At 68.3% G+C, this 16,783-nt stretch carries 11 protein-coding genes; 6 read left to right on the top strand and 5 right to left on the bottom strand.

Features of this window, described 5'->3' with window-relative positions; translation table 11 throughout:
- Positions 1-81: 81 nt before the first annotated feature.
- From AC3A6B_RS04865 to AC3A6B_RS04845, 5 genes are read left to right on the top strand one after another with little or no spacing between them, the layout of a single operon-like run.
- Positions 82-1,755 carry an FAD-dependent oxidoreductase gene (locus AC3A6B_RS04865; protein WP_487835627.1) on the top strand — a complete coding sequence of 558 codons (1,674 nt, stop codon included), beginning with the start codon at positions 82-84 and terminating at the stop codon, positions 1,753-1,755.
- Positions 1,756-1,815: 60 nt separating this feature from the next.
- Positions 1,816-2,349, top strand: coding sequence for a phosphatidylglycerophosphatase A family protein (locus AC3A6B_RS04860; protein WP_487835626.1), 534 nt, complete (start codon positions 1,816-1,818; stop codon positions 2,347-2,349).
- Positions 2,343-2,858, top strand: coding sequence for a CinA family protein (locus AC3A6B_RS04855; protein WP_487835625.1), 516 nt, complete (start codon positions 2,343-2,345; stop codon positions 2,856-2,858). The genes AC3A6B_RS04860 and AC3A6B_RS04855 overlap by 7 nt, the downstream gene beginning before the upstream one ends.
- A 27-nt stretch (positions 2,859-2,885) precedes the next feature.
- Entirely contained in the window at positions 2,886-3,371 is a 486-nt protein-coding gene (locus tag AC3A6B_RS04850) for a nuclear transport factor 2 family protein (protein WP_487835624.1), read from the top strand.
- 5 nt (positions 3,372-3,376) lie between these two features.
- Positions 3,377-3,685 (top strand): GNAT family N-acetyltransferase, encoded by a 309-nt coding sequence (locus AC3A6B_RS04845; RefSeq protein ID WP_487835623.1) that lies wholly within the window; start codon positions 3,377-3,379, stop codon positions 3,683-3,685.
- Here AC3A6B_RS04845 and AC3A6B_RS04840 read toward each other — a convergent pair.
- Together AC3A6B_RS04840 and AC3A6B_RS04835 are read right to left on the bottom strand one after the other, a co-directional pair.
- On the bottom strand, positions 3,675-4,859 hold the full coding sequence (locus AC3A6B_RS04840) for an MFS transporter (RefSeq protein WP_487835721.1): 1,185 nt from the start codon (positions 4,857-4,859) through the stop codon (positions 3,675-3,677). The genes AC3A6B_RS04845 and AC3A6B_RS04840 overlap by 11 nt on opposite strands.
- Positions 4,860-5,019: 160 nt before the next feature.
- Positions 5,020-5,802, bottom strand: coding sequence for a UPF0149 family protein (locus AC3A6B_RS04835; RefSeq protein ID WP_487835622.1), 783 nt, complete (start codon positions 5,800-5,802; stop codon positions 5,020-5,022).
- Positions 5,803-5,943: 141 nt separating this feature from the next.
- Between AC3A6B_RS04835 and AC3A6B_RS04830 the strand changes: the two genes are divergently transcribed.
- Entirely contained in the window at positions 5,944-6,861 is a 918-nt protein-coding gene (locus AC3A6B_RS04830) for a BUD32 family EKC/KEOPS complex subunit (protein WP_487835621.1), read from the top strand.
- A 25-nt stretch (positions 6,862-6,886) separates the two neighbouring features.
- On the opposite strand, the gene AC3A6B_RS04825 is transcribed toward AC3A6B_RS04830, so the two are convergent.
- Genes AC3A6B_RS04825 through AC3A6B_RS04815 form a run of 3 tightly spaced genes read right to left on the bottom strand, consistent with a single transcriptional unit; the run spans position 6,887 to position 16,618 of the window.
- Entirely contained in the window at positions 6,887-8,224 is a 1,338-nt protein-coding gene (locus AC3A6B_RS04825) for an HlyD family type I secretion periplasmic adaptor subunit (protein ID WP_487835620.1), read from the bottom strand.
- Positions 8,221-9,933, bottom strand: a complete 1,713-nt coding sequence (locus AC3A6B_RS04820) for a type I secretion system permease/ATPase (RefSeq protein ID WP_487835619.1) — start codon at positions 9,931-9,933, stop codon at positions 8,221-8,223. The genes AC3A6B_RS04825 and AC3A6B_RS04820 overlap by 4 nt, the downstream gene beginning before the upstream one ends.
- Before the next feature lie 34 nt (positions 9,934-9,967).
- Positions 9,968-16,618: a VCBS domain-containing protein gene (locus AC3A6B_RS04815; RefSeq protein ID WP_487835618.1), complete on the bottom strand. Its 6,651-nt coding sequence runs from the start codon at positions 16,616-16,618 to the stop codon at positions 9,968-9,970.
- Positions 16,619-16,783 lie beyond the last annotated feature (165 nt).

Raw genomic sequence — 16,783 nt, 5'->3', positions numbered from 1 at the left:
TCCGCGGTGTCCCCTGAACGGGCCTGGCTTCGCCGGCCTCGCGAGCGCCGCAAACAAGGACCGTGAATGACGGAGAGTGACGTGAAAGAAGATGAAGTCCTGAACGCCGATGTGCTCGTCGTCGGCGCCGGCCCGGTGGGCCTGACGCTGGCGATGGACCTGGCCGCGCGCGGCGTACGCGTGCTGATCGCCGAAATCCGCCGCTATGCCGAACCGCCCAGCGTGAAGTGCAACCACGTCTCGGCGCGCACGATGGAGCAGTTCCGCCGCCTGGGCGTGGCGCAGAAGGTGCGCGATGCGGGCCTGCCGGCGGACTTCCCGAACGACGTGGTGTTCCGCACCAGCGTCACGGGCATCGAGCTCACGCGCATCCCGATTCCGTGCCGGCGCGACCGCTACACCGAGACCCAGGGCCCCGACGCCTGGTGGCCGACGCCGGAGCCGCCGCACCGCATCAACCAGATCTACCTGGAGCCGATCCTGCTCGAGCACACGGCCGCGCTGCCGAACGTGACGCTGTTGAACCGCACGCAGGTCACGGACTTCGCGCAAGACGACGAAGGCGTGACTGCGACGGCCACCGACCTCGACACTGGCGCGACGCGCAGCATCCGCTGCCGCTACATGGTGGGTTGCGACGGCGGCAGCTCCGGCGTGCGCAAGAAGATGGGCGCCAGCCTCGAAGGCACGGCCGTGATCCAACGTGTGCAGTCGACCTATATCCGCGCGCCGCAGCTGCGCGGGCTGATTCCGGGCAAGCCCGCGTGGTCCTGCTATGCGATGAATCCGCGCCGCTGCGGCACCGTGTTCGCGATCGACGGATACGAGACCTGGCTGGTGCACAACCACCTCAACGCCGAGGAGCCCGAGTTCGATTCGGTGGACCGCGACCGCTCGATCCGCGAGATCCTCGGCGTCGGCCCCGACTTCCGCTACGAGGTGATCAGCAAGGAAGACTGGATCGGCCGCCGCCTCGTGGCCAACCGCTTCCGCGGGGGCCGCGTCTTCATCGCCGGCGACGCGGCCCACCTGTGGGTGCCCTATGCGGGCTACGGCATGAACGCCGGCATTGCGGACGCCATCAACCTCTCGTGGCTGCTCGCGGCCTGCGTGCAAGGCTGGGCCGACGAGCGCATCCTCGTTGCCTACGAGGCCGAGCGCCAGCCGATCACCGAGCAGGTCTCGCAGTTCGCGATGGACCATGCGCAGAAGATGATCCGCGCACGCCGCGCCGTGCCGGCCGGCATCGAGGCGACCGGCGCCGAGGGCGACGCGCTGCGCGCCGAGGTCGGGCGCGAGGCCTATGCGCTCAACGTGCAGCAGTTCTGCTGCGCCGGCCTCAACTTCGGCTACTTCTACACCGGCTCGCCGATCATCGCGGGCGACGGCGAGGCGCCGCCGGCCTATTCGATGGGCGACTTCACGCCCTCCACGGTGCCCGGCTGCCGCGCACCGCACCTGTGGCTGGCCGACGGCCGCTCGCTCTACGACGCCTTCGGCCCGGGCTACACGCTGCTGCGCTTCGACCGCAGGATCGACGTCGCGCCCCTTGAGGATGCCGCGCGCGCCGTGCGCATGCCGCTCACGGTGCTCGACGTGGACGCCGCCGACGTGCCGCGCGCCTACCGGCACCGCCTGGTGCTGTGCCGGGCCGACCAGCACGTGGCCTGGCGCGGCGATCGCATTCCGACACAGGCGGACGAGCTGGTCGCCCAGCTGCGCGGACAGGTGCGCGAAACGGCCCCTGCACGCTGAAGAGGCGCCGCGGATGCGCGACACTGTCGGCCGATGCAGACTGTTTCCACATCCGGCGCCATGCCCGTTCCCTCCCTGCAGCGCCCGACGCTGCGCTTCCTGTTCGCACACCCCGCGCACCTGATCGCGCTCGGCTTCGGCTCGGGGCTGCCGCGCCGCGCGCCGGGCACGGTGGGCACGCTGTGGGCCTGGGCAGCCTTCCTGGTCATGCAGCGCTGGCTTTCGATGCCGGCGATCGGCTGGGTGATCCTCGCTTCGCTTCCGATCGGATGGTGGGCCTGCACGGTGACCGCGCGCCATATGAACATCGCCGATCCGGGCAGCATCGTGTGGGACGAGGTGGTCGCCTTCTGGTTGGTGCTGTGGCTGGTGATGCCGACCGGCCTGCTGGCGCAGATGATCGCCTTCGCGCTGTTTCGCTTCTTCGATGCCGCCAAGCCCGGCCCGGTGGCCTGGGCCGACAAGCTGTTCAAGCAGCGCGACGCCGCGCCGGGCGCGGTTCAGTGGGGCGCGGCAGGCTTCGGCATCCTCTTCGACGACTTGGTGGCGGCCTTCTGCACCCTGCTGGTGATTGCCGCCTGGCGCGGATGGTGAATGCGATGGACAACCACGAATCCGAATACGACACGCCGGAGCTGGCCCGGCTGCTGGCCGAACTGCTGCAACAAAAGGGCTGGATGCTCGCCACCGCCGAGAGCTGCACCGGCGGGCTGATTGCCGGCGCCTGCACCGAGCTCTCGGGCTCCAGCCTCTGGTTCGAGCGCGGCTTCGTCACCTATTCCAATGCGGCGAAGACCGAGCTGCTGGGCATCGACGCGGCGCTGATCGCGGCGCACGGCGCAGTCAGCGAGCCGGTCGCGCGCGCGATGGCCGAGGGCGCGCTGGCGCGCTCGCAGGCGCAGGCCGCGGTGTCGGTCACCGGCGTGGCCGGCCCCACCGGCGGCACGGCCGAGAAGCCGATCGGCACGGTCTGGTTCGGCTGGTCGGTCGCAGGCCGCGTGCACACCGAACGCCGCCGCTTCGACGGCGACCGCGCCGCGGTGCGCACCGCCACCGTGCGGCATGCGCTGCAGACGCTGGTGAATCTGATTCGCGCAAGCTAGGGCCTGTTGGCCCTAAGATGCCCGCCCATGCAAAACGAAGAAACCATCCAGCGCCTCTACCAGGCCTTCGCGAAGCTCGACGCCGACGCGATGGCCGCCTGCTACGCGCCGGATGCGCGCTTCGACGACGAGGCCTTCTCGCTCAAGGGCGCGCGCGAGGTCGGCGGCATGTGGAAGATGCTCTGCGAAGCCACGCGCGCCAAGGGCGCCGACGTCTGGAAGCTCAGCTGGCGCGACGTGAAGGCCGACGCCTCCACCGGCAGCGCCCACTGGGATGCGCATTACCGCTTCAGTGCCACCGGCCGCCTGGTCGACAATTCGATCGACTCCAGCTTCACCTTCACGCCCGCCGGCCTGATCGCCACCCAGCGCGACCGCTTCGATTTCTGGGCCTGGTCGCGCCAGGCGCTCGGCACGCCGGGCCTGCTGCTCGGCTGGTCGCCGATGCTGAAGGACAAGGTGCGCGCCGGCGCCGCGAAGAATCTGGCCGCCTACCTGGCCCGCAACCCCTGAACACCATGGCAGACATCAAGATCACCAACCAGCCCGAGCAGCACCGCTACGAGGCCCACATCGACGGCCAGCTCGCCGGTTACTGCGAATACAACCTGCTCAGCGAAGCGGTGATGTTCACCCACACCGAGGTGCTGCCCGAGCACGAAGGCAAGGGCGTGGGCTCGGCCATCGCGCGGCATGTGCTCGACGAGGCGCGGGCCCAGGGCAAGCAGGTGATCCCGGTGTGCCAGTTCATCGCCGGCTGGATTCGCAAGCATCGCGAGTACGCCGAGCTCGTGCGGCCCGACGTGCAGCGCGCGTTCAAGATCTGAAGGCCGCGGCGGGCTTCGGCAGCCAGGCGAAGGCCGCGGCGCCCGCGACCAGCAGGGCGGCGATGGTCGCCAGCACCACCTTGAAGCTTTCGATGCCGTTGGCCGCGGCCACCGAGGCCACGGCCCCGGTGAGCCACTGCATCAGCGCCACGCCGAGGAACATCGCCATCGTGAACACCGCCATCGCGCGGCCGGTGAGCGCTGCCGGGTAGGCGAGCCGCACGTCGGCGTACTGCCAGACGATGAAGCCGGAGACGAGGCCGATCAGCATCGTGGCCGCGATGTCGATCCAGGCCGCGTTCAGGAAGGCGATGGCGGCGAACAGGCCCGCATAGGCCAGCGCGCACAACACGATGCGCCGGCGGCGCGCCGGGCCGTCGCGGTCGAACCGGCCGAACAGCGGCGGACCGACGAGCGAAATGACGGAAACGGCGAGCGCCACGTTGCCGCTTTGCACCAGCGAGTAGCCGTGGCGCTCGATCAGGAGCGGGCCGAGCCACAGCCCGCGCAGCGAGATGAAGGCGGCATAGGTCACGGCGCCGAGCAGCAGGATGCCCAGCGTGTGCGGCATCGCGAACAGCGTGCCGAACTGGTGCAGCGCCGCCGGCACCGATTCCCTCGGCTGCGCGCCTTCGCGTGCCGGCTCGCGCACCCACAGCGCGATCGCCAGCCAGGCCGCCACCGAAGCCACGCCGAGCACGACGAAGCCCGCGCGCCACGAATGGGCCTGCACCAGCCACGCGAGCGGCGTGCCGGTCGCGAGCATGCCGACGCCACCGATGCCGAGCACCAGGCCCGAGACCGAGGCGAAGCGCGCGGCCGGGAAATGGCGCGCGATGAACACCGTGCACACCAGGAAGGCCGGCGCGCAGCCGACGCCGATCAGCACCTGGCCGGCCAACAGCACGAGGTAGTCGGTGGACAGCGCCGAGACCACCGCGCCGACGATGGCGAGCGGAAAGGCCGAGAGGACCGTGCGCCGCACGCCGTACAGGTCGATGCCGATGCCCATGAAGAGCTGCATCGCGCCGAAGGCGAAGTGGAAAGAGCCCGAGAAAACGCCCAGGGCCTGCGCCGAAAGCTTGAAATCCGCCTGCAGCTGCCCGGCCATGATCGCGCCCACCGTGCGGTAGGCCTGGCTCAAGGCGAAGGCGGTGCACAGGGCGAGCACCATGCCCCAGGCGCGTCGTTCCGGGAGTCTGACGGACGCCACGTTCATTCGAGACAGACATGATTCCAGGAACACCGCGGAACCGGCTTTGCCGGGCCGCTGGTGTTGCCCCCGGCGAGGGGGTTGGCGTAGCGACACGAAGTGCGCGAAGCCTGGGGGAGAGCTATTGCCCGTGGCACTTCTTGTATTTCTTGCCGCTGCCGCAGGGGCAGGGGTCGTTGCGGCCAGGCGTCGCTTCCTTGCGCATCGTCTCCACGCGCGGCCCCATGCTGCGCCAGAGCTGGCGCAGGTCGTACACGGCCCAGATCGCGGTGCCGAAATCGTCCACGCGCTGCTGGCTCACGCTCGGCGGGCCGTCCTCGCTGTACATCGAGACCGCGGGTTTGGCGCGGTCGTCCTCGGTCAGGGTGACGATGGCGTCGAGCGCCTCGTCGAGCATCTGCGCCGCCTCCTTGTCGCGCGGCGGGGCCCAGTCCTCGGGCCAGTTCTCGACCGCGAACATGAAGCCGAGCGCCCAGACCTGCGCGAAGGAGGGGATGGCCTCGCCCTCCATCTCGGCGCGCTCCTCTTCGGGCAGCGCCGCGATCGCGCCGCGCGTGTCCAGCACCTCGGGCTGCCAGGCCCTCTGGTCGTCGAGCGACTGCACGTCGGCGTCGAGCCCCGCCTCGATCTCGCGCCAGCGCCGCTTCCAGCGCCAGACGAACTCCATGTGCTGGGCCGGCACGAAACCCTCGCCCAGCAGCACCGGCCAGTATTCGGCCGGCTCGATGGGCCGGCGCGTGCACACCAGCGCGGCCATGAAGCCCTCGCAGAACTCCCATTGCGGGACCTCGTCGTCGTGCTCGCGCATGGCGTCGAGCGCCTGGTCGAGGGCATCGAAATCGTCGGGGCCGAGGGGTGCGTCGTCGGGGCGGGAAGTGGGTGTAACGGGGTCGATGGTCGTCATGGCGTTGCGGCGGCAGCCCTCTATGATGCAGCAGGGCTCTGGGAGACACACCATTTCAACACCGACGCTTTCGCCGTTTCCGGCGCGTTACAGCGCCTTTGCGCTGTGCGCGCTCGGCCTGACCGCCAGCCTGCCAACCTCATGAACCCTGTCAAACGCGGCACGCGCGTGCAGACGCGCAAGGGCACGGCTTCGGCGCCGGCGCCGCTGGAGGCGAGCACGCCGCCGCTGGAACCCGGCGATTACGCGGAATTCCTGCGCACCATGCTGCCGCAGCAGCAGAAGGCGGTGGCCAGCCACCGGCTCGGCAGCGAGCGCGTCTGGCTCAAGAAGGCCGGCCCGCCCCACGGCAAGCTGGGCTACCACCTGATGGCGGCGGTCGCCGGCCTGCTGCGGCTGGACGTGCTGACGCCGGTGCCGAATCCGGGCGGCGAGGCCGGCATCGCGACCGAGGCGCGGCGCCTGCGCGCGCTGGGCGCGGCCGGCCTGCGCGTGCCGGCGGTGCTGGCCCAGCAGCCCGACGGCCTGCTGATCTCCGACCTGGGCGAGAGCGGCCGGCCGCCGGTGGTACTGCAGGAACGGCTCGACCAGGCCGCGGCCGCCGGCCCGGCCGCACTGCTCTCGGTCTGGCGCGAAGGCCTGGCCGCCATCGCCACCGTCCATGCGCATGGCGCCTACCTGAGCCAGGCTTTCGACCGCAACCTCGTGCAATGCCCGGACGGCGTCATCGGCTACATCGATTTCGAGGACGACCCGGGCGAGACGCTGCCGCTGGCCGAGTGCCAGGTGCGCGACTGGCTCAGCTACCTGCACTCCACCGCCATGCTGGTGCGCGCGGCTTCGCCGCAGGCGGCCGGCGCGCGCTGGCACGCGGCGATGGCCGATGAAAGCGACGAAGTGCGCGAGCGGCTGGCCCTGGCGGCGCGGCGCATGCGCTGGCTGCGGCACCTGCCGGCCGGCCGGCGCTGGGGCCGGGACACGCAGCGTTCGCGCGCGGTGGCACGGCTGCTGGCGCGCTGGTACGGCCACGAGCTGCCCGCGCCGCCGACGACGAACTGAGCCGCCGGCAGCCGGCAATTCTTCGTCAACGCTCCCGCACGGCGCGGCGCAGCACCTGCGTGACCGGCTCAACCAGGTATTGAAGTGGCGTGCGCTCGTCTCCCTTGACGTAGATCTCGGCCGGCATGCCGGCCAGCAGTTTCAGGTCCCCTGCCGTCGCCAATGAAGCCGGGTCGGCCTCGACCAGCACCGAGTAGTAGGGGACATGGGTCGCGCGATCGACCAGGCGGTCGGCCGAAACGTAGACCACCTTGCCGCGCACCAGCTGCGTGGTGCGGTACGTGAATGCGGTGAACCGGATGTCGGCTGCCTGGCCGCGATGGATCCGGCCAATGTCCTCGGTGCGAACGCGCGCATCGGTCACCAGCCGGGTGTCGTCCGGCACAACATCGGCAATCGTCTCGCGCGGCGGGATCACCGAGCCGGGCGTCGAATACTTCAGGTCGATGATTTCGCCGCTGGCCGGGGCTGTGATCACCTGGCGCGCCGACGCATCGAGCGACTTGCGCCGCTCCTGCTCGATCTCGGACAGCCGCGCCGCCGTGACCTTCAGCTGGTCGCTCGCATGCTGGCGGTAGTCGCTCTCCAGTGAACGGATGCGCAGATCGGCGTCGACCGTGCGCTGCTCGGCGCGCGCCAGCTCCGCTCGCCTTTCCTCGATCTTCACGCCGTAGTCGGCCACGGTGCCTTCAAGTTGGCCGATGCGGGTGGCCGAGATGAAGCCGTCCTTGAGCAGCTTCCGGTTGGTCTCGAGATCATTCTTCTGGAATTTGATCGAATCGCTCGCCTGCGCGATCTGCGCGCGCAGCGCGACGATTTCTTCGGCGACCTTTTCGCGCTGCGAACGCAGCAAGCGCACCTGTCCCACGAGCGCATCGCGCCGTGCATCGAACAGCGCGCGTTCCTTCGCCAGCTGCTCGGCCAGGCGCGGATCGCTTGCCGCAGTCTCGATCAGGTCCGGCGGGAAGGTGATCGCGCGCGCCATGGTCTGCTCGGCGTCGAGTCGCGCCAGGCTCGCACGCTCGGTCTTGACACGATGGTCCAGCCGGTTCCTGTCGGCATCCACCGACACGTCGCCCAGCACCAGCAAGGGCTCTCCCTGCCGCACGCGCTGGCCATCGCGCACCAGGACTTCGCGCACGATGCCGCCCTCGGCATGCTGCACCGGGCGCCGGTTCAGGTCGACCTTCACATACGCCTGTGCCACCACGGCCGACGACAGCGGCGCGAAGCTCATCCAGGCGGCTGCCGGCAGCAGTCCGCAGACAAGCACGGCCATGCCCCAGTGCGTCAGGCGACGCGCGTCGCGCACATGGAGTGCCAGGGGATCGTTGGCCGCGATGGCACGCGCCGCGCTGTTCATGACACCTTCTCCGCAGGGCGCGGCGGCATCGCCACCACCTGGCCGCCGCCCGTGTTCTGACCCGTTCGCTTGATCGTCTGCATGACCTCCGCCACGGGTCCGTACTGCAGCACGCGACCGGCTTCCAGAACCAGCAGCTTGTCCATGTGCTGCACCAGCGTGCTGCGGTGCGTGACGACGATCACCGTGACCTGCCCGCGCAGCGCCTTCAGCGCCTCCCCGAGCGCGAGTTCGCCAGCCCCGTCCAGGTTGGAATTGGGTTCGTCCAGCACCAGCAGCTTCGGGTTTCCATACAGCGCGCGTGCCAGCGCAATGCGCTGGCGCTGGCCCGGCGACAGCATCACGCCCATGGCGTCGATCACGGTGTCGTAGCCCTCCGGCAGGGTCAGGATCAGCTCATGCACGCCGGCGCGCTCGGCCGCGTGCACGACCTTGTCCGGGTCGACTTCGCCCAGCCGCGCGATGTTGTCGGCGACGGTGCCGGCAAACAGCTCGACGTCCTGCGGCACGTAGCCGAGCCACGGGCCGAGTTCCTCGCGCGGCCATTGCGCGAGGTCGACGTGGTCCAACCGCACGACGCCGGCGCTGGGCTTCCACAGGCCGGTCAACAGGCGCACCAGGGTCGACTTGCCGGCGCCGCTCGCGCCCGTGATGGCCAGCGACTCGCCGGGCTCCAGGCTCAGCGACACGCCGGCAAGGATCATCCGCTCGCTCTGCGGCGGCCGGAACACCAGGCCCTGCGCGTGCAGGCGGCCGGTCGGGGCCGGCAGCGTCATGCGCCCCGGCTGGCGCTCGGCGGCGCCCAGCAGCTCGGAAAGGCGCGCGAAGGCAAGACGCCCCTCGGCCAGCACCCGCCAGCTCCCCACCACCTGTTCGACCGGCGCCAGCGCCCGGCCCAGCAGGATGGTGCAGGCCACGAGGATGCCGGGCGTGCCTTCGCCCGTGATGACGAGGTAGGCGCCGAGCGCCTGCAGCAGCACCTGGACCGCCTGGCGCGTGGTCCGCGTGAGTGCCGCCATCGCCACCGACTTGCGCGCGGTCGGGCCCTGCAGCGCGGTGACGCCGGCGTTGAGTCGTCGCCAGCGCCCGATCAGCGCGTCGCCCATCCCGAGCGACTGCGCCAGCTCGGCGTTCTGCATCGAGGATTCGAGGTAGCGCGTGGCCTTGGCGGCTTCCTTTTGCAGCGCTTCGATGTCGCGGCGCGTCGCACGGTCGTTCACCACGGCAAGGCCGAGCATCAGCAGCGACGCACCGGCGGCCGCCATGCCCAGCAGCGGATGCGCCAGCCAGATGACGGCGACATAGACGAAGGCCCAGGGCGTGTCAAACAGTGCCAGCAAGCCCTGGGCGGAAAAAAGGTTGCGCAGTGCCGCGACGTCGCGCAGCCCCTCCGACGGCGCCCGCTCCGCGCGCTGCGCCGAGCGGGCCAGCATGACCTTGGCCACGGTCGGGGACAACTGCTCGGCGACCAGATGGCCGGCGACGCCTTGCAGGCGGCTGCGCAGGTAGTCCAGCATCAGCATCAGGCCAAGAGCCACGGCCACGCCGAGCAAGAGGACCAGCAGCGTTTCCTGGCTTTGGCTCGTCAGCACGCGGTCGAATACCTGCAGCATGAAGAGCGCGGGCGCGAGCAGCAGCAGATTGACGAAGAAGGAGAAGCCCGCGACGAAAAGGAGCGGTCGCCTGAGAAGCTGGAAAAGAGGCTTCATGCCACCCGCGCCGGCTGGCTCGAACGACAGGAAGTCACGCCCCGACCTTGATGTCGTTGTGGTCGAACGTATCCGCCGGATTGCTCTGCGTCAGCGTCGCCACCAGCGTGCGGTTGGCGGCGCTGAGGCCGTCCGCGTCGTAGTACAGGTTGCCGGTCGCGCTGTCGTAGATCACGTGCACGCCCGAGCCCACTGCGTCTCCGGCGCCGCCGCCGTCCAGGGATGAGAACTCGGTCGCCGACAGCGTGCTGCCGCTCGCGGACGAGAGGGCCGTGAAGGTACCGAGCGACAGCTCGATCAGGTCGCCGCTCGCCGCCGACCCCGAGGCGTCGAAGTCGGAGATGGCGTCCACGGCGTTCGGCGCCGAGTCGAAGACGAAGGTGTCGTTGTCGGCGCCGCCGGTGAGCGTGTCGGCACCCGTCCCGCCGACGATACGGTCGTCGCCGCCGAGGCCGCCGATCGCATCGTTGCCGCCACCGCCGCGCAACTGGTCGGCCGATGCCGAGCCGGCGATCGTGTCGGCGAAGGCCGTGCCGATGACGCCCTCGAAGTTCCTGTAGCTATCGGTGCCGAGCCCGGCGGCGCTGGCATCGAAGCTCATCGCGCTGCTGCCTTGCGTCAGCGTGAACGTGAGGCCGGCCGTGCCGTCCGAGAAGTCGAGCAGGTCTCCTGCGCCGCCGGCGCCGTCGAGCGTGTCGCTGCCGGCGCCGCCGCGCAGGATGTCGTTCGAGGTGCTGCCGGTCAGGGTGTCGGCCTGGGCTGTGCCGATCACGCCTTCGATGTTCTGGTATCTGTCGTTGTTGCCAAGCCCTCCGGTGCCATTGGCGATGCTGGTCAATACGGCACTTTGGACGAGCGTGAAATTGACCGCCGCGGTGCCGTCCGAGAAGTCGAGCAGATCCTCGCTGCCGGCGCCGCCGTCCATGGAGTCGTTGCTGCCGGTGCCGCCTCGCAGCACGTCGTTGCCTGCGCCGCCCGACAGACTGTCGTTGCCGTCGCCGCCAATCAGCAGGTCGTTGCCAGCAGAGCCGATCAGCGTGTCGGACCCATTGCCGCTGCCTCCGATGAAGACATCGCCAGCCGCTCCGCCGGTCAGGTTGTCGGCGCCGCCGCGGCCGTCGATGAAGGAGGCCTGGTAGGTGCCGCCAGTTGCGCCGAGGTCGATCGTCTCCGCGGTATTTCCGCCGGACACGGCTCTGATGTCGATCGTCGCCGTCGCCGTGGTCGTGCCGCCGGCGCCATCCGATACCGTGTACTGGAAGCTTCCGGCCGTGGCTCCCGCCGTGTTGCCGCTGGTGAAGCTGATCGTGCCGTTGGCGGCGTCCAGGACCAGTCCGGAGATTCCGACAGCGCTGCCGATGCTGGTGATCGCCAGGGCGGCGCCATCGATGTCGGTGTCGTTGGCGAGGAGTGCGTTCACCGACATCGTGACGAGCGTATTGCTCGAGACAATGATCCTGTCGGCCGCCGCGACCGGGTTGTCGTTCACCGCGCTGACTGCGATGCTCGCCGTATCGGTGGTGCTCGAGAATGCGGAGCTGCCCCCGCTGGCTGCGGTGCTCACCATGGTGCCGGCCGTGCCGCTGCTTTGATCCCAGGCGCGGAAGGTGATGCCGTCGCTGACCGTGCCGTTGAAGTCGGAATCGCCCTGGAAGTAGAGCCGCGTGTTCGTGTCGGCAGCCAGCAGCAGCGCGGAGGTGTCCGAAACTGCACCGACCGCCGTCCAGTCGGTCCCGCCATTGGTGGAGTACCACCAGGTCCCGTTGGCGCTATTCACGCCTGTCAGCGCAATGCCGGTGATGGCGCCGTTGTCCGCATCGGTCACGTTGTCGAGGCCGCCAGCCGGCGGGCTGAGATTCACCAGGCTGGACACGAGCGTGCCGACGGCTCCAACCGGTGCGCCCGCATCCTCGGCGACCGATGCCAGGACCGGTGTCGCGGCAGCACTCAGGACCGGCGCATCGTTGGTGCCGCTGATGCTCACGGTCACCACTTGGCTCGCCGTGCCGTCGGACGACACCGCGGTGAAGCTGTCGCTGATCGACTGGCCGGCGCCCAGCTGTTGGATCGCTGCTTGGCTGTTGTCAGCCGTGTAACTCCAGTTCCCATCAGCCAGCAAGCTGAAGCTGCCGTAGCCGTTGCTGCCGGCGGTGCTTACCTGCGGCGTGAAGTTGGACTGGCCTTGGTCGACATCGGCAATGGTCAGCACACTGCTGGTGCTCAGATGGGGCGTCGAGTCGTCCTCGCTCACCGCAGCGCCGGCCACGCCGCCGATGACCGGCACGTCGTTGGTACCGGTGATGGTCACGGTCACGAGCTGGCTGGCTGTGCCATCGGACGACACCGCGGTGAAGCTGTCGCTGATCGACTGCCCCACACCCAATCGCTGAATCGCCGCTTGGCCGTTGCTGGCCGTGTAGCTCCAGCTGCCGTCGGCGGCCAGCGTGAAGCTCCCGTAGCCGTTGTCGCCGGCGGTGCTTGCTTGGGGCGTGAAGCTGGACTGACCTTGATCGACATCAGCAATCGTCAGCGCACCGCTGGTGCTCAGGTTCGGTGTCGAGTCATCCTCGCTCACCGCAGCGCTGGCCACGCCATCGATCACCGGCACATCGTTGGTTCCGGTGATGGTCACCAACACGAGCTGGCTGGCTGTGCCGTCGGACGACACGGCAGTGAAGCTGTCGCTGATCGACTGGCCCGCACCCAATTGCTGAATTGCGCTTTGGTTGTTGTCAGCCGCGTAGCTCCAGCTGCCGTCGGCTGCCAGCATGAAGCTGCCGTAGCCGTTGCTGCCGGCGGTGCTTGCTTGGGGCGCGAAGTTGGATTGGCCCTGATCAACATCGGCAATGGTCAGCACACCGCTCGTCGCAAGGTTGCTGCCAACCACGCCCACATCTTCTTGCACCGCACCGCTGGCCACGCCGCCGATGACCGGCACATCGTTGGTGCCGGTGATGCTCACCGTTACGAGCTGGCTGGCTGTACCGTCGGATGACGACGCGGTGAAGCTGTCGCTGATCGACTGCCCAACACCCAATTGCTGAATCGCGCTTTGGTTGTTGTTGGCCGCATAGCTCCAGCTGCCATCAGCCGCCAGCGTGAAGCTCCCGTAGCCGTTGCTGCCAGCGGTGCTTGCCTGGGGCGTGAAGCTGGACTGACCTTGGTCGACATCGGCAATCGTCAGCGCGCCGCTGGTGCTCAGGTTCGGTGTCGAGTCATCCTCGCTTACCGCGCCGCTGGCGACGCCGCCGATCACAGGCACGTCGTTGGTACCGGTGATGGTCACCGTCACGAGCTGGCTGGCTGAACCGTCGGACGACACCGCCGTGAAGCTGTCGCTGATCGACTGACCGGCGCCCAGTTGCTGGATCGCTGCTTGGCTGTTGTCAGCCGCGTAGCTCCAGCTGCCGTCGACCAGCAGGCTGAAGCTGCCGTAGCCGTCGCTGCCAGCCGTGCTTGCCTGAGGCGTGAAGCTGGACTGTCCCTGGTCGACATCGGCGATCGTCAAAATGCCGCCGGTGCTCAGGCTCGGCGTCGAGTCGTCCTCACTCACCGCCCCGCTGGCCACGCCACCGATCACCGGCACGTCGTTGGTGCCGGTGATGGTCACGGTCACGAGCTGGCTGGCTGTGCCGTCGGACGACACGGCAGTGAAGCTGTCGCTGATCGACTGCCCCGCGCCCAATTGCTGAATCGCGCTTTGGTTGTTGCTGGCCGTGTAGCTCCAGCCGCCATCAGTCGCGAGCGTGAAGCTGCCATAGCCGTTGCTGCCAGCAGTACCGGCCTGAGCCGTGAAGCTTGACTGGCCCTGGTCGACATCGGCAATCGTCAGCGTACCGCTGGTGCTCAGGTTCGGCGTCGAGTCATCCTCGCTTACGGCGCCGCTGGCCACGCCGCCGATCACCGGCACGTCGTTGGTGCCGCTGATGCTCACGGTCACCACTTGGCTCGCCGTGCCGTCGGACGACACCGCGGTGAAGCTGTCGCTGATCGACTGGCCGGCGCCCAGCTGTTGGATCACTGCTTGGCTGTTGTCGGCCGTGTAGCTCCAGCTGCCGTCGGCCGCCAGCGTGAAGCTGCCGTAGCCGTTGCTGCCGGCGGTGGCGGCCTGGGGCGCGAAGCTGGACTGGCCCTGGTCGACATCGGCAATAGTCAACACGCCGCTGGTGCTCAGGTCCGGCGTCGAGTCGTCCTCGCTTACCGCGCCGCTGTCCACGCCACCGATGACCGGCACGTCGTTGGTACCGGTGATGGTCACCGTCACGAGCTGGCTGGCTGTGCCGTCGGACGACACGGCAGTGAAGCTGTCGCTGATCGACTGGCCCGCACCCAATTGCTGAATTGCGCTTTGGTTGTTGCTGGCCGTGTAGCTCCAGCCGCCATCAGTCGCGAGCGTGAAGCTGCCATAGCCGTTGCTGCCGGCAGTGCTTGCCTGCGGCGTGAAGTTGGACTGACCTTGGTCGACATCGGCAATCGTCAGCGCACCACTGGTCGCAAGGTTGCTGCCGACGACGCCGACATCTTCTTGCACCGCACCGCTGGCCACGCCGCCGATGACCGGCACATCGTTGGTGCCGGTGATGCTCACCGTTACGAGCTGGCTGGCTGTACCGTCGGATGACGACGCGGTGAAGCTGTCGCTGATCGACTCCCCCGCGCCCAACTGCTGGATCGCTGCTTGGCTGCTGTCAGCCGTGTAGCTCCAGCTGCCGTCGGGCAGCAGGCTGAAGCTGCCGTAGCCGTTGCTGCCGGCGGTACCGGCCTGGGGCGCGAAGCTGGACTGGCCCTGGTCGACATCGGCAATGGTCAGCATGCCGCTGGTGCTCAGGTTCGGCGTCGAGTCATCCTCGCTTACGGCGCTGCTGGCCACGCCACCGATGACCGGCACGTCGTTGGTGCCATTGATGGTCACGGTCACGAGCTGGTTGGCTGTGCCGTCGGACGACACGGCAGTGAAGCTGTCGCTGATCGACTGCCCCGCGCCCAGTTGCTGGATCGCGGCATGGCTGTTGTCAGCCGCGTAGCTCCAGCTGCCGTCGGCCAGCAAGCTGAAGCTGCCGTAGCCATTATTGCCAACCACGTTCGCTTGGACCGCAAAGCTGGACTGTCCTTGATCGACATCGGCGATCGTCAACAGGCCGCCGGTGCTCAGATTGGTCGTCGAGTCGTCTTCGCTTACCGCACCGCTGGCCACGCCACCAATCAGCGGCACGTCGTTGGTGCCAGTGATCGTCACCGTCACGAGATGGCTGGCCGTGCCGTCGGATGACATGGCGGTGAAGCTGTCGCTGATCGACTGGCCCGCACCCAGCTGTTGAATGGCGCATTGGTTGTTGTTGGCTGTGTAGCTCCAGCTGCCATCGGCCAGCAGGCTGAAGCTGCCGTAGCCGTTGCTGCCGGCGGTACCGGCCTGGGGCGCGAAGCTGGACTGGCCCTGGTCGACATCGGCAATGGTCAGCGTACCGCTGGTGCTCAGGTTGGGCGTAGAGTGGTCCTCGCTCACCGCGCCGCTGGCGACGCCACCGATCACCGGCACGTCGTTTGTACCGGTGATGGTCACGGTCACGAGCTGGCTGGCTGTGCCGTCGGACGACACGGCAGTGAAGCTGTCGCTGATCGACTGGCCGGCGCCCAGCTGTTGGATCGCTGCTTGGCTGTTGTCGGCCGTGTAGCTCCAGCTGCCGTCGGCCAGCAAGCTGAAGCTGCCGTAGCCGTTGCTGCCAGCGGTGCTTGCCTGGGGCGTGAAGCTAGACTGACCTTGGTCGACATCGGCGATCGTCAGCTCGCCGCTAGTGCTCAGATTGGGCGTCGAGTCATCCTCGCTTAGCGCGCCGCTGACTACCCCGCCAATCGCCGGCACGTCGTTGGTGCCGGTGATGGTGATGGTCACCGTCGCCAGGGCGCTGCTTCCGTCGGCGTCCTTCACCTCGTACGTGAAGGTGTCGGTCGCGCTCTCGCCCGCGGCCAGGTACTGAAAATCAGCCAGGTGGGGCTGGTACTGGAAATACCACGTCGATGGACTGTCCATGGCCGGCTGAACGAGGGTCGCCGTTCCGTGAGTCGGAGCCGAGGCAAGCGCCAAGGTCTTGATCAGATCGGGCACCAGATCGTTCTGCAGAACATGGATCTGCACCCCGGGGCCATCTTCGGTCGCCGTCCTGACGTCGTTCAGCGCCGTCACCGCTTCGTTGGCCGGATTCTGTTCGATGCCGTCCACGAGGATTCTCAGGACTTCCGTCATCTGGACCGTCAGCGTGGACGACCCGAAGCTGAAAACGAAATCGCTGGCCGAGCCATTGGAAACCTCACCCGTCCTGGCGTTGGCGACAGCGGAAAGATGCGCCAGGTAGGCGGCAATTTGCGTCTGGGTGGAAGACTCCAGCCACTGCGCCATGGTGAGCTGGAGTTCAAGCGTATCGACACCCGACCCGCCCATGTACACGTCCTTCGTGCCCGCTGCGAGGTTTTCGCTCACGTTGTAGATCAGCGTGTCGCTCCCCGAGCCCCCGTTGAGCTGATCGCTGCCACTGCCGCCATCGAGGGTGTCGCCTCCCGCTCCGCCATTCAGCGAATCATTCCCGCTGCCGCCATCGACGCTGTCATCGCCGTTGCCGCTGTTGATGGTGTCGTTGTCGACTGTGCCTGTGAGGCTGTCGCTTCCGTTGGAGCCGGTCATGGTCGCCATGTTTTTCCTTGGAGAGCACCGGGAATGCCGGCGATTGGAAGACCATCATCCAGGTCATCGCTCTCAAGCGCATGGGACGGATGTCCTCTTTTCCTCGTCGACAAGTACCGGAACTGTTCAGAAGAAAGTAGTACTTTTGCCCTGACAGGGCGGTCATGTCGGAGC

It is taken from the genome of Variovorax sp. Soil_C_33, from assembly GCF_057656935.1.
Note: the sequence above shows the minus strand (reverse complement) of the source record. Positions and strands in the feature narration are given on the sequence as shown.

What these genes read in the sequence shown, in the direction of transcription:
- AC3A6B_RS04860 (WP_487835626.1), top strand. Translation starts at nt 1,816, where the DNA reads ATGCCCGTTCCCTCCCTGCAGCGCCCGACGCTGCGCTTCCTGTTCGCA.
- AC3A6B_RS04855 (WP_487835625.1), top strand. Translation starts at nt 2,343, where the DNA reads ATGGTGAATGCGATGGACAACCACGAATCCGAATACGACACGCCGGAG.
- AC3A6B_RS04850 (WP_487835624.1), top strand. Translation starts at nt 2,886, where the DNA reads ATGCAAAACGAAGAAACCATCCAGCGCCTCTACCAGGCCTTCGCGAAG.
- AC3A6B_RS04845 (WP_487835623.1), top strand. Translation starts at nt 3,377, where the DNA reads ATGGCAGACATCAAGATCACCAACCAGCCCGAGCAGCACCGCTACGAG.
- AC3A6B_RS04840 (WP_487835721.1), bottom strand. Translation starts at nt 4,859, where the DNA reads ATGGTGCTCGCCCTGTGCACCGCCTTCGCCTTGAGCCAGGCCTACCGC.
- AC3A6B_RS04835 (WP_487835622.1), bottom strand. Translation starts at nt 5,802, where the DNA reads ATGACGACCATCGACCCCGTTACACCCACTTCCCGCCCCGACGACGCA.
- AC3A6B_RS04830 (WP_487835621.1), top strand. Translation starts at nt 5,944, where the DNA reads ATGAACCCTGTCAAACGCGGCACGCGCGTGCAGACGCGCAAGGGCACG.
- AC3A6B_RS04825 (WP_487835620.1), bottom strand. Translation starts at nt 8,224, where the DNA reads ATGAACAGCGCGGCGCGTGCCATCGCGGCCAACGATCCCCTGGCACTC.
- AC3A6B_RS04820 (WP_487835619.1), bottom strand. Translation starts at nt 9,933, where the DNA reads ATGAAGCCTCTTTTCCAGCTTCTCAGGCGACCGCTCCTTTTCGTCGCG.
- AC3A6B_RS04815 (WP_487835618.1), bottom strand. Translation starts at nt 16,618, where the DNA reads ATGGCGACCATGACCGGCTCCAACGGAAGCGACAGCCTCACAGGCACA.